This window comes from Acinetobacter sp. ANC_7504 (genome assembly GCF_056779995.1).
In genome coordinates this window covers 65,421-83,500 of record NZ_JBWYIZ010000005.1, presented here as the reverse complement: position 1 = coordinate 83,500, position 18,080 = coordinate 65,421, and the positions used below count along the sequence as shown (strand labels likewise).

Annotated in this window: 13 protein-coding genes and 1 riboswitch; of the genes, 9 read left to right on the top strand and 4 right to left on the bottom strand. The window is 38.9% G+C overall.

Annotated features, from left to right (window positions below; genetic code table 11):
• The first annotated feature begins 99 nt into the window (after positions 1-99).
• Positions 100-417, top strand: coding sequence for a hypothetical protein (locus AC1M9F_RS07550; protein ID WP_092767300.1), 318 nt, complete (start codon positions 100-102; stop codon positions 415-417).
• Between the two features lie 58 nt (positions 418-475).
• Here AC1M9F_RS07550 and AC1M9F_RS07545 read toward each other — a convergent pair whose 3' ends face one another.
• Both AC1M9F_RS07545 and AC1M9F_RS07540 read right to left on the bottom strand, forming a co-directional pair.
• The gene (locus AC1M9F_RS07545; protein ID WP_481597460.1) at positions 476-2,671 is read right to left on the bottom strand and encodes a bifunctional SulP family inorganic anion transporter/carbonic anhydrase; all 2,196 of its coding nucleotides are present in this window, start codon (positions 2,669-2,671) and stop codon (positions 476-478) included.
• Positions 2,672-2,866: 195 nt separating this feature from the next.
• The gene (locus AC1M9F_RS07540; RefSeq protein ID WP_481597459.1) at positions 2,867-5,233 is read right to left on the bottom strand and encodes a Tex family protein; all 2,367 of its coding nucleotides are present in this window, start codon (positions 5,231-5,233) and stop codon (positions 2,867-2,869) included.
• 482 nt (positions 5,234-5,715) lie between these two features.
• Here AC1M9F_RS07540 and ompR point away from each other — a divergent pair, with 482 nt between their 5' ends.
• From ompR to AC1M9F_RS07525, 3 genes are all read left to right on the top strand, one after another.
• Entirely contained in the window at positions 5,716-6,480 is a 765-nt protein-coding gene (gene ompR / locus AC1M9F_RS07535; RefSeq protein ID WP_035263934.1) for an osmolarity response regulator transcription factor OmpR, read from the top strand.
• A 107-nt stretch (positions 6,481-6,587) separates the two neighbouring features.
• On the top strand, positions 6,588-8,048 hold the full coding sequence (locus tag AC1M9F_RS07530) for an ATP-binding protein (RefSeq protein ID WP_092767308.1): 1,461 nt from the start codon (positions 6,588-6,590) through the stop codon (positions 8,046-8,048).
• A gap of 208 nt (positions 8,049-8,256) precedes the next feature.
• Positions 8,257-9,774 (top strand): acetyl-CoA hydrolase/transferase family protein, encoded by a 1,518-nt coding sequence (locus AC1M9F_RS07525; RefSeq protein ID WP_481597458.1) that lies wholly within the window; start codon positions 8,257-8,259, stop codon positions 9,772-9,774.
• Between the two features lie 396 nt (positions 9,775-10,170).
• On the opposite strand, the gene phoU is transcribed toward AC1M9F_RS07525, so the two are convergent.
• Together phoU and abuO are read right to left on the bottom strand one after the other, a co-directional pair.
• Entirely contained in the window at positions 10,171-10,896 is a 726-nt protein-coding gene (gene phoU, locus AC1M9F_RS07520) for a phosphate signaling complex protein PhoU (protein WP_035263928.1), read from the bottom strand.
• Between the two features lie 96 nt (positions 10,897-10,992).
• The gene (abuO, locus tag AC1M9F_RS07515; RefSeq protein WP_481597457.1) at positions 10,993-12,333 is read right to left on the bottom strand and encodes a multidrug efflux outer membrane protein AbuO; all 1,341 of its coding nucleotides are present in this window, start codon (positions 12,331-12,333) and stop codon (positions 10,993-10,995) included.
• Positions 12,334-12,612: 279 nt separating this feature from the next.
• Here abuO and AC1M9F_RS07510 point away from each other — a divergent pair, with 279 nt between their 5' ends.
• From AC1M9F_RS07510 to dksA, 5 genes are all read left to right on the top strand, one after another.
• A complete protein-coding gene (locus AC1M9F_RS07510; protein ID WP_481597456.1) occupies positions 12,613-13,665 on the top strand; it encodes a hypothetical protein in 1,053 nt (350 codons plus the stop codon).
• Between the two features lie 40 nt (positions 13,666-13,705).
• Positions 13,706-13,825: riboswitch (TPP riboswitch) on the top strand.
• Between the two features lie 87 nt (positions 13,826-13,912).
• Positions 13,913-15,808 (top strand): phosphomethylpyrimidine synthase ThiC, encoded by a 1,896-nt coding sequence (gene thiC, locus AC1M9F_RS07505; RefSeq protein WP_481597455.1) that lies wholly within the window; start codon positions 13,913-13,915, stop codon positions 15,806-15,808.
• Between the two features lie 73 nt (positions 15,809-15,881).
• Complete coding sequence (locus AC1M9F_RS07500) at positions 15,882-16,508, top strand: NUDIX domain-containing protein (RefSeq protein WP_481597454.1); 627 nt, start codon at positions 15,882-15,884, stop codon at positions 16,506-16,508.
• A gap of 3 nt (positions 16,509-16,511) precedes the next feature.
• Positions 16,512-17,318 carry a 3',5'-cyclic-AMP phosphodiesterase gene (gene cpdA, locus AC1M9F_RS07495; RefSeq protein ID WP_481590437.1) on the top strand — a complete coding sequence of 269 codons (807 nt, stop codon included), beginning with the start codon at positions 16,512-16,514 and terminating at the stop codon, positions 17,316-17,318.
• A gap of 206 nt (positions 17,319-17,524) precedes the next feature.
• Positions 17,525-18,046, top strand: a complete 522-nt coding sequence (gene dksA / locus AC1M9F_RS07490) for an RNA polymerase-binding protein DksA (protein ID WP_035263919.1) — start codon at positions 17,525-17,527, stop codon at positions 18,044-18,046.
• Positions 18,047-18,080 lie beyond the last annotated feature (34 nt).

Here is an 18,080-nt window from a genome sequence, read left to right as displayed (position 1 = left end):
GGGTTCAAATCTAGGCGTAAAAAAAATTTTGAGATCATTCGTTAGGCGGCAGAGTTATGTTATAAACCTTGCATCTTATTGATTTTATGCTTTGTACTTATGCGTGGTTTAGCTTTAGTGCTGCAATGTGCAGCCATCGCATTTGCGATATTCCTCATTTATCAAGTTACTCTCGGTTTTTATACTCAAGAATTTAAAGTTTTAGACGTAGTCGCAGATGTAGGAACTATTCTCATCTGTATCGATCTTGCCGTATTCTTGTGGCATAGCCGCCAAACTAAAGCTGCCAACCTACAAGACTATGCACAAAAGATCGAACAATCAGTTCCAAAATTCGTAAAAATTTCACGAAAATTAGGTCATCTCGGGATTTTATTGATCTTAACCAGCTGGATTGTCCCCATGATTAATGGATAAATTAAAAACCTCCCATTTGGGAGGTTTTTAATATCACTTACTGATGAAATGAGATCATTTAAGATAAAAAGTTGACTTGACCAGATTTCACATCATAGATTGCGCCAACAATCCCAATCTCTTTACGCTCAATCATGTCTCTTAACGTGTCACTATTTTTAATAATATAATTAATATTATTTCGCACATTTAACACAGTTACGGCATCAATAAAATTGGTTGTAAGTTGATAATTACTCATATCATTTTTGACTGTTTCCGCCGCCTGCATAATCGGCTTCAAAAAATGCTGAACGTTCGGTGTATCTTGTAGTTGACTCAAATCCACTTTTTGCTCAAATAAATGACAAGCAGATCCTACCGCACCACAGTCCGTATGCCCCAATACCACGATCAGTTTTGAACCTTTGGTTTTACATGCAAACTCTAAAGAGCCCACGACTTTTTGACCAGCAATATTTCCAGCAATACGCAAACTGAATAAATCACCGATTCCTACATCAAAAATGCGCTCTGTCGGTGCTCTAGAATCCATACAACCCAACACTGCAGCAATAGGATGTTGCCCTGCATTTGACGTAACTTGAATTTGGCGAGCAATATTATGGTGTAAACGCTGATGATTAATAAAACGCAAGTTCCCGTCTTTTAGCATCTGTAAAACTTGATCAGGACTGAGCTGTTTTTGGAGTTCTTGCGTACTCACATCAAGATCGAGCTCGTCCTCTTTTATTTCAGGATAATGTGCTTTAAAACCTTGTAAATTAACTTTTATCCCCTGCTTTACCGCCACTTCACTTTGAAAGTCCTTAATAATTTGATAGATATCTGGATCAATATAATAGGTATTGGATGCATCGATTAGCACATTTTCATGCGGTTTAACTTTTTCTAAAGCGGTGACGAGTGCGGCACGATTTAAAAAACTTAAATTCGGTGCTAATTCAATACGGGTAAGTGAACCATGCAAGTGTTTTTCATGGATCACACGTACACCACGGTGTAAATGACTCTGTAAGATAATCAATAAACTGATCACTAGACCAATCATGATGCCTTTCAGTAAATCAGTTGCAATGATTGCTACTACCGTGACAATAAAAGGTAAAAATTGTTTCCAACCTTGCGCATAAATCCGTTTAAATAGGCTTGGTGTTGCCAATTTAAATCCAGTCAAGATTAAGATTGCTGCCAATGAAGATAGCGGTATCGCATTGATTAATGGGGTGAGCGCCACCACTGCAACAATCAGTAAAAAACCATGAAAGATTGCAGAAAATTTGGTTTTAGCTCCACTGGTTGCATTCACTGAACTACGAACAATGACTGAGGTAATCGGCATACCACCGATCAATCCTGACATAGAGTTTCCAACACCCTGTGCAAATAATTCACGATTCGGTGGTGATGAGCGCTTTTGTGGATCCATCTTATCGGCAGCTTCTAAATTCAATAGTGTTTCAAGAGAAGCTACCACCGCTAATGTAATTGCACCCGTATAAATTAAACTATTATTCCAATACGAAAAATCTGGAAACTGGAAAATCGTTTCTGAACCAGAAAAGATATTCGGAAGATTAATCAATTGTTGAGGGTTTACTGCATATGGAGAGCCGATTTTCAACATGATAAAGTTAAGAAGTCCAGCAAATATCACCGCAATCAAGGCTGAAGGCAGCGGCAGTTTTTTTAATTTACTACTATCCCACAGTAGGATTAACGCAATACAACTTAGACCAATTAATCCTGAGCCAATATCAATATGACTCAGTACAGATTGAATTGACCATTGATCAATCAAAACAAAGCCTTTGACATCCAAACCAATCAATTTAGGTAATTGACTGATAATCAGTAACAGACCAATCGCGGCAAGCAATCCCAAAATCACATTGGTGGGTACGAAATTTGAGAAAACACCTAACCTAAAAATACCAAATAATATTTGTAAAATTCCAGCTAAAAACAATGTGAACAAAAAGGCTTGATAATTACCTTGTAGTAATTCAATTTGGGTCAATACAATCGCCACTAAGCCTGCAGCGGGACCAGATACACTGATATGTGAGCCACTAAAAAAACCAACAACGATTCCACCAATCACGCCAGCAATAATGCCTGAAATGAGTGGTGCACCTGATGCATGAGCTATGCCCAAACAAAGCGGAAGTGCAACAAGGAAAACAACCAGACCTGAGAGCAAATCACGACTATAAAATCGAGGTTTCAGCTCTTTATTTTGAGATATACTCATGTTTAATTTCTCTTAATTATATGACTTATAAAGTTAAAAATAATTTTGAAGTGAATTGATTATTAAGTTTTTCTTGTTGTTTTATACCATCTTAAAGTTTACATTTAAAATAAATCACCTTGATGTTCTTCATTTATTTAAAAACATAAGCATAAAAAAACCTCCCATATGGGAGGTTTTTTACCTGATTAAAGATTACTTCGAACCTTTAACCCCTGCTTGTAATAATAATGCACCTAAACCACCAATCTTCTGTTCTTGTGGTTTCTGCTGCTGAGGTTTTTTCGCATGTTGTGGGCGATCACCCTGTGGACGTGCTTGCTGAGGACGCTTCGCGTGTGGTTTACGCTCACCACGTTGCTCTTGCTGGCCATGAGTTTCACGACGTGGCTGGCGCGGTGCCTTCGCAGGTGCTTCAGATCCTGCAGGGCGCATCGATAAATTAACACGATTACGTTCCACATCAACTTGTAACACACGCACTTGAACAATTTGCCCTGGTTTCACAAACTTATGTGGATCAGAAATAAATTCATTCGCTAGTTCTGAAATATGAACTAAACCATCTTGATGAACACCAACATCAACAAATGCACCAAAGTTCGTTACATTGGTCACTACACCTTCAAGCTCTAAGCCTTCAGTCAGTTGTGAAACCTCAGTAATGTCATCACGGAACTTCGCTGTACGGAACTCTGGACGTGGATCACGACCTGGTTTTTCAAGCTCCGCCAAAACATCTTGGATCGTTGGTAAACCAAATTTGTCATCAACAAACTCTTCAGGTTTAACCTGACGAATGATTTCAGTATTGCCAATAATATCTTTTACAGTGGTCGCTTTCGCTTCAACAATCTTGTTGACTAAACCATAAGACTCAGGATGAACTGCTGAAGCATCCAATGGCTCTGAACCGTCTTGAATACGTAAGAAACCTGCAGCTTGCTCAAAAGTACGCTCACCTAAGCGTGGTACTTTTTTCAAATCTTGACGATTATCAAAACGACCATTCTCTTTACGGTAGTCTACAATTTGCTGTGCTATAGATTTGTTTAATCCTGCGATGTAACCCAAAATCGCTGAAGATGCTGTATTCACATCTACACCAACTGAGTTCACACAGTCTTCCACTACAGCTTCAAGCGTTTTTGCCAAGCCTGTTTGATTCACATCGTGTTGATATTGACCTACACCAATTGATTTAGGATCAATCTTCACAAGTTCAGCCAATGGATCTTGTAAACGACGCGCAATAGATACTGCACCACGAATCGATACGTCTAAATCTGGTAATTCTTGTGAAGCCAATTCAGATGCTGAATATACTGAAGCACCTGCTTCAGATACAGACACGCGCGTTAATTTAAGATCAGCATGAGCAGCCATCATTTCCGCAACAACAGCTTCTGTTTCACGACTCGCGGTACCGTTACCAATAGCAATTAGCTCAACATTGAATTCACGACATAAACGTGCCAATTCATTGATTGAGCCTTCTTTATCTTCTTTAGGTGCGAATGGATAAATCGTGCTGTGTGCCAGTACATCTCCAGATGCATTCACGACAGCCAATTTCACACCTGTACGGATACCAGGATCCACACCTAAAGTAGTACGTGAACCTGCTGGTGCAGATAAAAGTAAATGACGTAAATTTTCTGCAAATACTTGCATTGCTTCTGCTTCAGCAGCCAAACGCTTTTCTGTCAGAAGTGAATGCTCAATTGTAGGCCGGACTTTGCCGAGCCAGAATAATTTTGCAGTTTGCTTCAGAAAATCTTGACGGGCTTGAGGTTGAACTTGATCAAGATTGTATTCAGTTTCAATGCGCGCCAAAGGAGCATCATTTTCACCATCAACTTTTAGACCGAGTACATTCTCTTGACGTCCACGTAACATTGCCAATAAGCGATGTGATGGAACTTTGTTTAAGTTTTCAGAAAAATCGAAGTAGTCACGGAATTTTTTACCAACTTCTTTTTTCTCTTCACTAGCAACTAAGCTTTTTAACACTGCTGTTTTTGCAAACATCGCTTTAAGCTCTGTCGTGAGTGCAATATTTTGTGCCCAGTCATCAATGAGAATATGCTGAACAGCGTCTAATTGACTCTCTAAATCAGGATAATCTTCATGATTAAATCCTTCTAAAGCTTCTGCAGGTTCAACATTTTCATTATAGATTTTTTCAGCGATTGGGCCTAAACCAGCCTCTTTTGCTTTAAATGATTTACTCGTACGTTTTGGACGATACGGTGCGTAAATTTCTTCTAATGCATTTTTTGTTTCAACGGCATTGACGCGAGCTAACAAATCATCCGTGAGTTTATTTTGTTCTTTCAGTGATTCAATGACCTTTTCACGGCGTTCAAATAAATCACGAAGGTAAGTTAATCGGGTATCCAGTTGACGTAACTGCGTATCGTCTAAGCCTTGAGTTACTTCTTTACGGTAACGTGCAATAAATGGAACACTAGAACCTTCATCAATCAGCTTAATGGCAGCTTCTACTTGGTTTGGACGTACGGCAAGTTCACTTGCCAACTGCTGAACTAAGTCAGTCATCGTGTTAAATTCCACAAGGATAAGGACTAAAAGTTAGTGATTATAAAGACCGAGACTATAAAATCCACAATTGTTTTGAATATTTGCAATGAAATTTTAAATAAAAGTCTCAATTTTTCTAGTTTTATCTCCCAAAGAAAAAGCTTCTGGTGAAGTCTCTGATCAATTATTTGAGTGTAATGCCTCATTGTGTCATCACTTTGACAATGAACTAAAACATTTAACTCTTTCTAATCACTTTATTTTTCTGATTTTGATGTAAATTTTTTGCTTTCAATAGCACTTCAAATTAGCTTCATATTGAATAGCGATTTTATTTTAAATTATTTGCTTAAAAACAGGTCAATACATGTTGTGATTTGGTTTCAGAACACACTTAAAATTGTAATTTTGAGCAATTTGATACATAGTCTTAACAAGAACTTAGGCATTATACTGAGACAAATGACTATTTATAAATACAACTTTTAAGGGAGTGCATCATGAGTTTAGTTGTACCTGCTGAAAATACTGATGTAGTACACAATGACACTGACAGAGTTGAGCGCATTCTGGTCGTCGACGATGATGTGCGTCTTCGTACCCTTTTACAACGGTTTTTAGAAGATAAAGGTTTTGTGGTTAAAACCGCACATGATGCCACGCAAATGGATCGGTTATTACAACGTGAACTTTTCTCGCTCATCGTTTTAGATTTTATGCTTCCTGTAGAAGATGGTTTGAGCATTTGTCGTCGTTTAAGGCAGTCTAACATTGACACGCCTATTATTATGCTCACTGCACGTGGTAGCGACTCTGATCGTATTGCAGGGCTTGAAGCAGGTGCTGATGACTATCTACCAAAACCATTCAACCCAAATGAATTGTTAGCTCGTATCCGAGCTGTACTACGTCGACAAGTGCGTGAGGTTCCTGGGGCACCAAGCCAGAATGTTGAAGTGGTTTCATTTGGTCCTTGGTCACTCGATCTATCGACTCGAACATTGACTCGTGAGGGTCAAGTGGTGACCTTAACTACTGGTGAATTCGCAGTACTCAAAGCATTGGTGCAACATCCTCGTGAACCGTTGACACGTGATAAATTAATGAATTTGGCACGTGGTCGTGAATGGGGAGCAATGGAGCGCTCTATTGATGTTCAAGTTTCTCGTTTACGTCGTTTAATCGAGGAAAATCCGGCTCGTGCACGCTATATTCAAACGGTGTGGGGTGTGGGATACGTATTCGTACCAGATGGTGCAGAATAATTTTTTAAACAATGGACTCCGCCATCAATGATGTCGGGGTCTTTATTTTATGTATTAAACAATTACATGCACTTATTCTTTTTCAGCCCAAACTCTCAGGTTAGACCGTGAAACTTGATCCTATTGACCCACAAAAATTTAATGAATTTGTTGCGTATTCAGAGCGAAAACGAACGAAATGGGAACGCTTTCTTGACAAAATCAAGCCGCGCTCCGCTGCAATGCGAACAACAGTTTTGGTTGTTTTTGTGGTGTTCTTTAGTCTGTTTATGTCACTTTGGTTTTTTTGGAAAACCCTCTATTTACCAGAGATTCAACAGCATGCACGCTACCTTGCGGTTGAACTCGAAATTATCAACAACCCCGACCTTCGAATTTTTCATGGTGACACTGAACTTGATGTTGACACATGGTTAAAACAGCGTGTTGGAATTGAATACGTTACAGACCCTGCTGCGTTCCCCAACCAGCGCGATAAAGTCATTGCTGAATTCTTTACGAACCAAGTTGAAAAACGTTTGGCCAAAGAGCTCGACGTGCCTGAGGTCACCGTCTATTTCCAATTTAAACCTAGCCCACGTATTTGGATTCAAACCCCAGAAATGAACGGGAATTGGGTTCAAGAACCGTTAAAAACTTATGCAAATTATAGCCCCGAATTGATTTTGGCATGGTTTCTTGGCGTACCGCTGATTTCAGCCATGATTATCTTAACTTTAGTGAGACAGCTCAATCGCCCACTACGCCGACTGCAAAATGCAGCAAATAGCTACAGTAAAACTGGAAAAGCCCCCTATCTTGAGACGAACCACGGACCTTTGGAAATCCGCCAAGTCAACCAAGCCTTTAATCATATGATTTATACATTGGAGCTCACTGAACGTGATCGTCAAATTATGTTGGCTGGTATTTCACATGATTTAAGAACCCCGCTCACTCGAATTCGACTGAGTGCTGAAATGATGTCAGATGATGACTTCTTGAAAGAAGGCTTAATCTTTGATGTGGATGATATGGATGCCATTCTTAATCAGTTTATTTCTTACATGCGTGATGGTTCAGATGAAGACCTAAAAGAAACCAATATCAATACCCTTTTGCAAGAATTGGTTATTCAGTTTAAACCCCTGGATATTCGCTTTGAACCAGAAGAACTCCCACTGATTACTGCTCGTTCGCTTTCCCTCAAGCGCTTAATTGGTAACTTAATTAATAATTCTAAGCGTTATGGTGCTGAACCCATTGAGCTAAGTGCGAAAGTCGAGGGAGATCATCTAAAAATTTGTGTTGCTGATCACGGTGATGGAATTCCAGAAGATCAAATTGCAGACCTTATGCAACCTTTTGTACGTGGCAATGAAGCACGTACCATCCAAGGGAGTGGTCTTGGTTTAGCCATTGTAAAACGAATTGTCGATATTCATGAAGGTGAATTAAAAATTCATAATCGTCCTGAAGGAGGTCTTGAAGCTATCATTCTACTGCCCCTTTCAACACCTCAAGTTGCTGATATTTCAACCAATAGCACCTTAGATAAAATCAGGCAAACCATCACCGAACGATTTTGATGAATGGTGAATAGTTGAACGGTTGAATTGGTTTAATTATTCACCACAATGAAAATTAAAAATAAAAAACAATATCTTACGAACCATAATATATCTTTATATCCGCATTTTTTGAAAAAATTAGACCTTAGCCTAACAGGTATGCAAAATGGCTCGCTTGATCGGTACAATCGGTGCCAGATCCAGAATATCAAGAGAAGAGTAAACCATGTCTTTAGATCGCATTCGTTTAGAGTCACTTCATGAAAAAGTCATTTCAGCTGAACAAGCTTCAACGTTTATTGAAGATGGCATGACCGTAGGTATGAGTGGTTTCACGCGTGCTGGTGAAGCTAAAGCAGTTCCATTGGCATTGGTAAAACGCGCTCATACAAACCCTTTAAAGATCACTTTAATCACTGGTGCGTCTTTGGGTAATGACTTAGATAAACAGTTAACTGAAGCTGGCGTATTGGCTCGTCGTCTACCTTTCCAAGTCGATAATACTTTGCGTAAGGCGATCAATAAAGGCGAAGTAATGTTTATTGATCAGCATTTGTCAGAAACTGTTGAACAAATGCGTAATAAACAATTGAAAAAGCCTGATATTGCTGTAATCGAAGCTGTAGCAATTACTGAAGATGGTGGCATCATTCCAACGACTTCAGTAGGTAACTCAGCAAGCTTTGCAATCTTTGCAGAAAAAGTAATTGTTGAAATTAACACAAATTTAAGCCCAGCATTCGAAGGCTTGCACGATATTTATATCCCATCTTATCGTCCGACACGTCAGCCGATTCCACTCACTCAAGTCGATGAGCGTATTGGTACACATGCAATTAATATCGATCCTGCTAAAATTGTTGGCATCGTATTTAACAGCGAATTCCATGATTCTCCATCAACAGTCACTGCACCAGATGATGAGACTCAAGCAATTGCAAACCACTTAATCGAATTCTTTGAAAAAGAAGTGGCTGAAGAACGTCTTCCTAAAAATTTAGGTCCATTACAAGCAGGTATTGGTTCAATTGCGAATGCGGTATTAACGGGTCTTAAAGAATCGAATTTTGAAGATCTCATCATGTACTCAGAAGTACTTCAAGACTGTACTTTTGAATTAATTGATGCTGGTAAAATGAAATTCGCTTCTGGCTCATCAATTACACTTTCTGCACGTTATGGTGAAAAAGTATTCAATAATCTTGAGCAATACAAAGACAAACTTGTATTACGCCCTCAAGAAATTTCAAACCACCCAGAATTGGTACGCCGTTTAGGGATTATCGGGATCAATACTGCGCTTGAATTTGACATCTACGGCAATGTGAACTCTACGCACGTATGTGGTTCAAAAATGATGAATGGTATTGGTGGTTCAGGTGACTTCGCACGTAATGCGCATATCGCAATCTTCGTGACTAAATCAATCGCTAAAGGCGGTGACATTTCATCTGTAGTGCCGATGGCATCTCACGTAGATCACACAGGTCATGACGTAGACGTTCTTGTTACTGAACAAGGTCTTGCTGATTTACGTGGTCTTGCACCGCGTGAACGTGCACGTGCAATCATCGATAACTGTGTTCACCCATTGTATAAAGATGCATTAAACGACTATTTCAATCGTGCATGTGCTAAAGGTGGACAAACTCCTCACCTACTTACAGAAGCGCTCTCTTGGCATTCTAATTTCGAAGAAACAGGTCATATGTTATCTGCACCTGCTGAAGCAAAATCTGCATAAGTATGACTTAAAAAAGCCCTGATTATCAGGGCTTTTTTTATTTCAAAGATTCTAAAATACTTTTAGATCATCATAATAGTTGACATAAACCAATAAAATAGGCAGGATTGAATAAGATACTTAAATGTGAACTGGTTTACATTTTATTAATATTAAATTACACAAAATCACACTTTTATAGCTGAACTTTACACATAATTTAAATATTATTATTTCATAGCAAGATTATGAGTGAACTAATAATAATAACAGCGTACTGTTTCATCAGTTTTCCTTCCTAGATTTCCCCCAAAATCTAGGAATTTTTTTGTCTATATGTTTTACAGAACTCAAGTTTAGTGTCCACATAAAAAACCTCGATATTCGAGGTTTTTTATGTTTGAGACGAATTCTATTTTAATGATTACCTTGAACTTTTTCCTCAATCTCTTCCACACTGGTGTGACGAACATCGTAGCCTTTAGCCATATAAATCACTTGTTCAGAAATATTACGCGCATGGTCACCAATACGCTCTAGAGATCGCAGCACCCACATGACATTCAGAACACGAGAAATATGACGAGGATCCTCAATCATGTAAGTCATTAATGTACGTGTAGCAGATTGGTATTCACGATCGATATCTGCATCAGCCAACAATACTTTTAGTGCTTGCTCTGCATCAACGCGTGCAAATGCATCCAATGCATCATGAATCATTACTCGAACTTGGTTACCGATATGACGTGTTTCCATATAACCACGAGGTGACTCACCTTCTTCACATAGATTTTGGGCTATACGTGCAATTTTAGCTGCTTCATCACCTATACGTTCTAAATCGGTATTGGCCTTGCTCATTGCAATCACCATACGGAGATCACTTGCAGCAGGATGACGGCGTACTAAAATCAAAGTCAAGCCTTCATCAATTTCACGCTCGTAGCGGTTTACCGTATTATCTTGAAATTGGACATCTACAGCTAAATTCACATTTGTATCTAAAAGAGCATGAATGGCATTAGCAACTTGTTGCTCAACCAAACCACCCATCGCCATAAATTTGGTATGGACATCTTGCAAATCTTCGTTAAATTGAGAAGAAATATGGTGGCTAAGTACAGGATTATTAGAGCTCAAAGTCTTATTACTCCACACAACGTGAATGGATTGAAATTTTTGCCATATTAAAGCATATCAATTGTGAATATTTGATGACAAAACAATCAATTTATTCTATTTTTCAACTAACCATGCATTCATTTGACGAAGCTCATTTTCATTCAATTGTCCCACAGAAGCCTTCAACCTCAACACATTCAACACATAATCATATTGAGCATTCACAAAATCTAATCGTGTTGCAAAAGCATTTCTTTGCGCAAGCAACACATCAACCATACTTTTAAGCCCTTCATCATACTGAACTTGGGATGCTTTCGCGACTAATGCTGAAGAATCCATGGCAGCTCTACGCGCTTGCAATGTAGCACTATCCATATCAATTTGTAGGTAAGATTTTTTAGCATCTGTGGTTGCTTTACGTATCGCAGCTTCTAATTGGCGTTCCGACTTTTCAACATTTTTTGTCGCTTTATCAATATTAATTTTAGTTCGTCCACCGGTATAGGCATTCCAGTTCATTTCTACACCCACCTGATCGAACTGTCCATCACTCGATATAGCTGTTTGTGGTGACTGTTCACTATAACCATAAGTGGCTACTGCTTCGACTTGAGGATAAAGCGCCGCTTGCTCTACACGTCGCTGATCATTGGCATATTGACGTTGCAAACGCGCTTGTAGAATTTCAAGATTCTGTTCTTGAGCTAATTTAGTCCATTCACTCATGATATTCGGTACAGGCTTTTGATACTCGAAATCATCACTTAAAACAGCGAGCTTTTCTTGGTAAGGTCCAATCAACTGAGCAAGTTGCTCTTGTGCCAAGATTAATTGAACACCTGTCGCAATTCGATTTGCTCGCGCATTTTGATATTGTGCATTCGCTTCGCTCACATCGCTTTCAGCAACTAAACCTTCTTTGAGTTTGGCATTCATCATATTGAGCTGCTCGAATAATGCTTTTTCTTCTTGAGCGTTAGTGAGCGTTAAAGCCTGTTGACGTAGTACATTAAAATAAGCTTCAGAGACATTTAATATATGTTGTTGCTGTTGCTGTTTTAAAGTGACTTCACTCAGTTGAACTGAGGTTTTTACCTGTTTATATCCCTGCCAAGCATCCATTCTGAAAATGGGTTGTCGTGCAGTAATCGCAATTTGACGAGTGGTCGATGTCGATGCCAACAGGTCAGAACTATTAAAAAAAGGATTCGATTCTGTACTTGAACGATTTACATCTTGGTTTTTACGCGTCACATTTCCTGAAACAGTTACTGTCGGCAGCAAATTACCTTTTGCTAAACCTATATTTAACTGATCAGCCTCATACTGCAAAACGTTGGCTTGCCAATTTGGATCGGTTTGCTTTGCTCGCTCATAGGCTTCAACGAGGTTCAATGCAAAGCTCATCGGGCTAAGCGCAATTAAACTGACTGCAAGTAGAGTTTTTTTCATGATAATGACTTCACAGTACCTTAAGCATTTGAATAACAAGTAATTAGAATAGGATGTTGCAAATATAATCTTTAATTGAGCTTTTTACGTATCAATTTTATTATTTTTTCATTTAATCCGGAGAATTATTTTGAATTATGCGCATTGATGTATGTTTTTCATACATTATTTTAACGCTTGATTGCGAAGCAACTACAATAAATTTCAGTGTACGGTTTTAAAATAAGTGAAAATCTATTTGCGCCTCATTTCACACTTTAACTGTATTTTGATATCTCAATGAAGTCATTTTTGCACACGTTTAAGCCTATTCGTCAATTATTGACTCTTATGGTCGTAAGTCTTGGCTTAACTGCGTGTCAAAAACCGATTTCCGAAGAAATACCTACTGAATCTCCAAACCCAACCCAAAACCAGAACACCACACCTGATCTCAACCTCATTTGTCAAAAACTCAAAAAAGAAATGCTCGCGATAACTGCTCAACGGACTACATTCGCCATTGAGCAAATCAATCAAGATATTCGACTTTGTCTTCCCTTAATGTCCTTTCAGGAACAGAAAGAATTGATCGGTTTGGCAGACATCATGTATAGAAATTTCTTAAGTATAGATCGATCAGCTGATCAGCAAAAAGCTTTTGATTTATATGCTCATGGCCAGTCGCAATTTCCGACGATTCAACAATCACAAATTGAAAAATTACATCCACGAGATCAATATTTACTTCGGCATAAAGGTCAAGCGTATATTGATCTCGTCGATATTAACCACCAAGCAACCTATCAAAGAAACCCATATTATTTAGCACGAGTATTTGCCCCCTATTTCCCTGAAGCAGAACAAGCATTTATGCAAGAACTTGCTGAACAAAATCAGCAAGCACAATTTGAAGATCCTCATTTTCATCTTGAAGCAAAAGAGATTTCTAGACGTGCCCAGTATTGGGAAAATTATCTAAAAAAATATCCTCAAAGCAGTTTCCTTTTAGATGCAGAGTACCTTTATCATTTTTATTCAAATCTATTATTTAAAGGTCTCAACCATGATCCTGTTTCTCATGATTTTGAAGGACGTGTTGAAATTGCACCCGATGCTTTAGCTGAAATCGAACAACTCGCAAATATGAAAAATAGTCGTTTAGCAGATCAAGCGAGACTTTTCTTAAAATTTATCGAACTGGATTCACAACAAAAAAGTAAATTAACTTCAAATCAGACTGATCAAAATCCGCAAGTTCTTATACAGCTAAGTCACTATCTAAACTTAAAAACTGTTGATCTTGAAAATCGTCGTAATTGCTTTAAAGACGCAATTTGTTATGCATCATAGTCTGATGACTTTAATCGGACTTTATATGTTAATATTTTGGCATCGCTTGACGGAGCGCGAGTAATAACTCGCTGAGATCACCTAAAACATTGTTTTGATGGTGAGTACCGTTGAACCTGATCAGGTTAATACCTGCGTAGGAATCAAGCCATCTAAAAACTTTGTTCTAGGTTATTCATTCAGGATAATTCCGCCACCGTTTTTGGTCGTGCTTGATTCGTTGATGTCATTCATAAGGATCATTGCAATGAACCAATTAACGAATCTTTTAAATACAGATCTCTCTGCTCAACATGAGCAAGATGCTCAAGATCTCACCCGCATTTTACCAGCGTCAAAAAAAGTCTATGTTCAAGGTTCTCGTCCAGATATTCGCGTACCCATGCGTGAAATTGCACTCTCCGATACACCAACGGGCTTAGGCGGTGAGTATAATCCTGCCATTTTGGTGTATGACACTTCAGGTGTTTATACCGACCCTGAGATTCAAATTGATTTAAATCGAGGCCTACCAAACCTCAGAGATACATGGCTTGAAGAGCGCGCAGATACAGAACAACTCGCGACATTAAGCTCAAAATTTGGGCGAGAACGTCTTCAAGATATTCGTACAGCTGGCATTCGTTTCGCACATATCCAGAAACCTCGTCGAGCTAAACCAGGACATAACGTTACGCAAATGCATTATGCTAAGCAGGGTATTATCACGCCTGAAATGGAATACATTGCGATTCGAGAAAACCAAAAACAGCGCGAAGGTGTGGATACTCGCCAACATGTTGGTCAAAACTTTGGTGCAAAAAATTTATTAGAAATTACACCCGAATTTGTACGCCAAGAAGTCGCTGCAGGTCGTGCCATTATTCCTGCCAATATCAATCATCCTGAACTCGAACCGATGATTATCGGACGAAATTTCCTAGTGAAAATCAATGCCAATATTGGCAACTCAGCACTGGGTTCATCCATTGATGAAGAAGTGGCAAAAATGACATGGGCAACACGTTGGGGTGCTGACACCATCATGGATTTATCTACGGGTAAAAATATTCACGAAACACGCGAGTGGATTATTCGAAACTCCCCTGTACCTATTGGAACTGTTCCGATTTATCAAGCATTAGAAAAGGTGGATGGAATAGCAGAAGATCTTACATGGGAAATTTTTAAAGACACTTTAATCGAACAAGCTGAGCAAGGGGTTGATTACTTCACGATTCATGCTGGTGTTTTATTGCGCTATGTTCCTCTCACAGCCAATCGCTTAACGGGCATCGTTTCACGCGGCGGTTCAATCATGGCACAGTGGTGTCTTGCACATCATAAAGAAAATTTCTTATACACCCATTTTGATGAAATCTGCGAGATCATGAAAGCCTATGATGTCTCATTCAGCTTAGGTGATGGTTTACGCCCTGGGTGCATTCAAGATGCCAATGACGAAGCCCAATTTTCCGAACTGCGTACATTAGGAGAATTAACCCATCGAGCTTGGGAACACGATGTGCAAGTCATGATTGAAGGTCCTGGTCATGTTCCTATGCATATGATTAAAGAAAATATGGATTTACAACTTGAGGTTTGCAAAGAAGCACCTTTTTATACATTAGGACCATTAACAACAGATATTGCACCTGGTTATGATCATATTACTTCAGCAATTGGTGCAGCCATGATCGGTTGGTATGGAACAGCGATGCTTTGTTACGTAACACCTAAAGAGCATTTAGGTCTACCCAATAAAAAGGACGTCAAAGATGGCATTATCACCTATAAAATTGCAGCACATGCTGCAGACCTCGCCAAAGGACACCCAGGTGCTCAAGTCCGTGATAATGCGCTTTCAAAAGCACGTTTTGAGTTTCGTTGGGAAGATCAATTTAATTTAAGTTTAGATCCTGATACGGCACGTAGTATGCATGATGAAACCATGCCGAAAGAGGCACATAAATCAGCGCATTTCTGTTCGATGTGTGGACCTAAATTTTGCTCAATGAAGATTACCCAAAATGTGCGTGAATACGCTCAAAATCAGCAGTCTGATAACCTAGATCTCAAGTTAAATCAAGAGATTGAATCAGGTCTCAACGCCATGAAAAATGAGTATCATAAGCAAGGACAAAAGTTGTATCAGAAGCTGTAAAAATTAAAAAATCTGTTTTTCTTTAATGCGATCTCAGTTAGGATGAAATAAATTTTTGTCCTAACGTATACGAATGAAAATTCTTGAAAAAGCCACCTACAATAATAAAGATTTTAAGGTCCATTCTCGCGAATCCCTTTATCAAGGATTCATTCGTATAGAGAAAGTGAGCATCACACATCGTTTATTTGGTGAGAATACTTATACCCCAACAATTCATCGTGAATTAGTGCATCGAAAAGAAGCTGCTGGTGTACTCATCTACAATGATGCACTCAAGCGCTTTGCACTGATTGAACAATTCCGAATTGGTGCAATCGATGATCCTATCTCCCCATGGCAACTAGAAATCATTGCAGGCGTATTAGATGGCGATGAATCACCTGAAACATGCATTCAGCGTGAGAGTTTAGAAGAATCTGGTTGTGAAATTCGTAATCTGGAACATTTATTTACCTTCTACCCTTCTGCTGGTGCGTGCGATGAAGTTTTTCATTTGTATGTTGCAGAAGCAGATCTTCCTGAGCAAGGCGGTATTCATGGTATGCCAGATGAAGGTGAGAATATCCAACTGCATATCTTAGCTTATTCAGATCTTGAACCATTATTGGCATCCAAACGATTGTGTAATGCACCTGTCATCATGGCTCTGCAATGGCTCAAACAGCACATTGCCACTATCTCTATAGCGCTGAGGTAATTTATGACGCCTTTAATCAAACAGAATAAAAATGATCAGCTCATTATCCAAATTACCGATACTCATCTCATGGATCATCCTGACACGCCGTTTGTTCAGATAAATCCTGAACAAAGTTTTCATGCAGTGATCAATGATATTTTAAATCGCTATCAAGACATTGATGCGATTATTCATACAGGTGACTTGGCACAGGTACCACATGAGGCAACTTATCAGCGATATTTGAGTTTCATGAAAAATTTGAATATTCCGTTTTATCAAATTCCAGGGAATCATGATGATGCCGAATATTTTCCTTTTGCAGCGCCTGATCCTATACCGGCCGTGTTAACTTTCGAAACGTGGAAAATCGTCCTATTAAATAGTGCTGTGCCCCACAAAGTAGATGGTTGGATTAAAGCAGAACAATTGAATCATTTATCAATGATTCTTCAGGAAACACAGCAGCATCCTGTCATTTTGGCGTGTCATCATCACCCACTTGAAATGAAGTCCAAGTGGATTGATCGACACATCTTAAAAAATTCAGATCAATTGACACAGATCATGGCAGAGTATCAACACATTCAAGCAGTGATCTTTGGACATGTGCACCAAGATTCGTTGAATGTTTGGAAAAATATTCAATTTTTGTCAACGCCCTCTACCTCCGTTCAGTTTAAACCAAAGACTGAAGATTTTGCCTTTGATGACCTTGCACCAGGCTATCGCAGCCTACTACTGAAAACTGACGGTAGCTTTGAAACACGTGTTCATCGCCTACAAAATTTCGCGCAAAATATTAATAAAGAAATTTCAGGTTATTAGCTTTTCTTTTAAAGTGTTTTGGATTAAGTTATCTGTCCGAATGGAATCTGAACAGTCCAAAACAGATATTCATAGCTTTCATCTTTGATAAAAAATCTATATGATGACGCCCCCGATAGCAACAATCTATCGGAAGCGATAAAAACACTTGCATATCACCATATTTTTTGCGTACGCAAACACGCATATGATGAGGAATGCCCTTTATGGCGAATGACAACCAAAATCAAGTCTTGGAAGAAAACAACGTAGTTGCTGAAAAAGTAAAACGCGTGCGTAAGACCAAGCCAAAGACTTCCGAAGGCGGTACTACAGCGAGTCTATTTGGCATCGAGCCTTATCAGCCGAAAAAAAATGAAGAATACATGTCTGAAGGTCAACTTGAGCATTTTCGTCAAATTTTATTGGCATGGAAAGACGAGTTAATGTCAGAAGTGGATCGAACATTAAATACAATGCAAGATGAAAATACTGCATTGCCTGATGTAAATGACCGTGCAACGCAAGAAGAAGAGTTTGCGATTGAGCTTCGTACTCGTGACCGTGAACGCAAGTTAATTCGCAAAATTGAACAATCTATCGAAGCAATCAAAAATGATGACTATGGTTTCTGTGAAACCTGTGGGATCGAAATTGGCTTACGTCGTTTAGAGGCTCGTCCAACAGCGACGCTTTGCATTGATTGCAAAACTTTAGCTGAAATTAAAGAGAAACAAAATAACGGTTAATCATGTTATTTAATAATCCTTCCCTAACCCCTCC

Excerpts from the sequence above, each read along its gene's own strand:
- thiC (WP_481597455.1), top strand. The coding sequence starts at position 13,913 with ATGAACCAATTAACGAATCTTTTAAATACAGATCTCTCTGCTCAACAT.
- AC1M9F_RS07510 (WP_481597456.1), top strand. The coding sequence starts at position 12,613 with ATGAAGTCATTTTTGCACACGTTTAAGCCTATTCGTCAATTATTGACT.
- AC1M9F_RS07525 (WP_481597458.1), top strand. The coding sequence starts at position 8,257 with ATGTCTTTAGATCGCATTCGTTTAGAGTCACTTCATGAAAAAGTCATT.
- AC1M9F_RS07540 (WP_481597459.1), bottom strand. The coding sequence starts at position 5,233 with ATGACTGACTTAGTTCAGCAGTTGGCAAGTGAACTTGCCGTACGTCCA.
- AC1M9F_RS07500 (WP_481597454.1), top strand. The coding sequence starts at position 15,882 with ATGAAAATTCTTGAAAAAGCCACCTACAATAATAAAGATTTTAAGGTC.
- AC1M9F_RS07550 (WP_092767300.1), top strand. The coding sequence starts at position 100 with ATGCGTGGTTTAGCTTTAGTGCTGCAATGTGCAGCCATCGCATTTGCG.
- AC1M9F_RS07545 (WP_481597460.1), bottom strand. The coding sequence starts at position 2,671 with ATGAGTATATCTCAAAATAAAGAGCTGAAACCTCGATTTTATAGTCGT.
- dksA (WP_035263919.1), top strand. The coding sequence starts at position 17,525 with ATGGCGAATGACAACCAAAATCAAGTCTTGGAAGAAAACAACGTAGTT.
- cpdA (WP_481590437.1), top strand. The coding sequence starts at position 16,512 with ATGACGCCTTTAATCAAACAGAATAAAAATGATCAGCTCATTATCCAA.
- abuO (WP_481597457.1), bottom strand. The coding sequence starts at position 12,333 with ATGAAAAAAACTCTACTTGCAGTCAGTTTAATTGCGCTTAGCCCGATG.
- ompR (WP_035263934.1), top strand. The coding sequence starts at position 5,716 with ATGAGTTTAGTTGTACCTGCTGAAAATACTGATGTAGTACACAATGAC.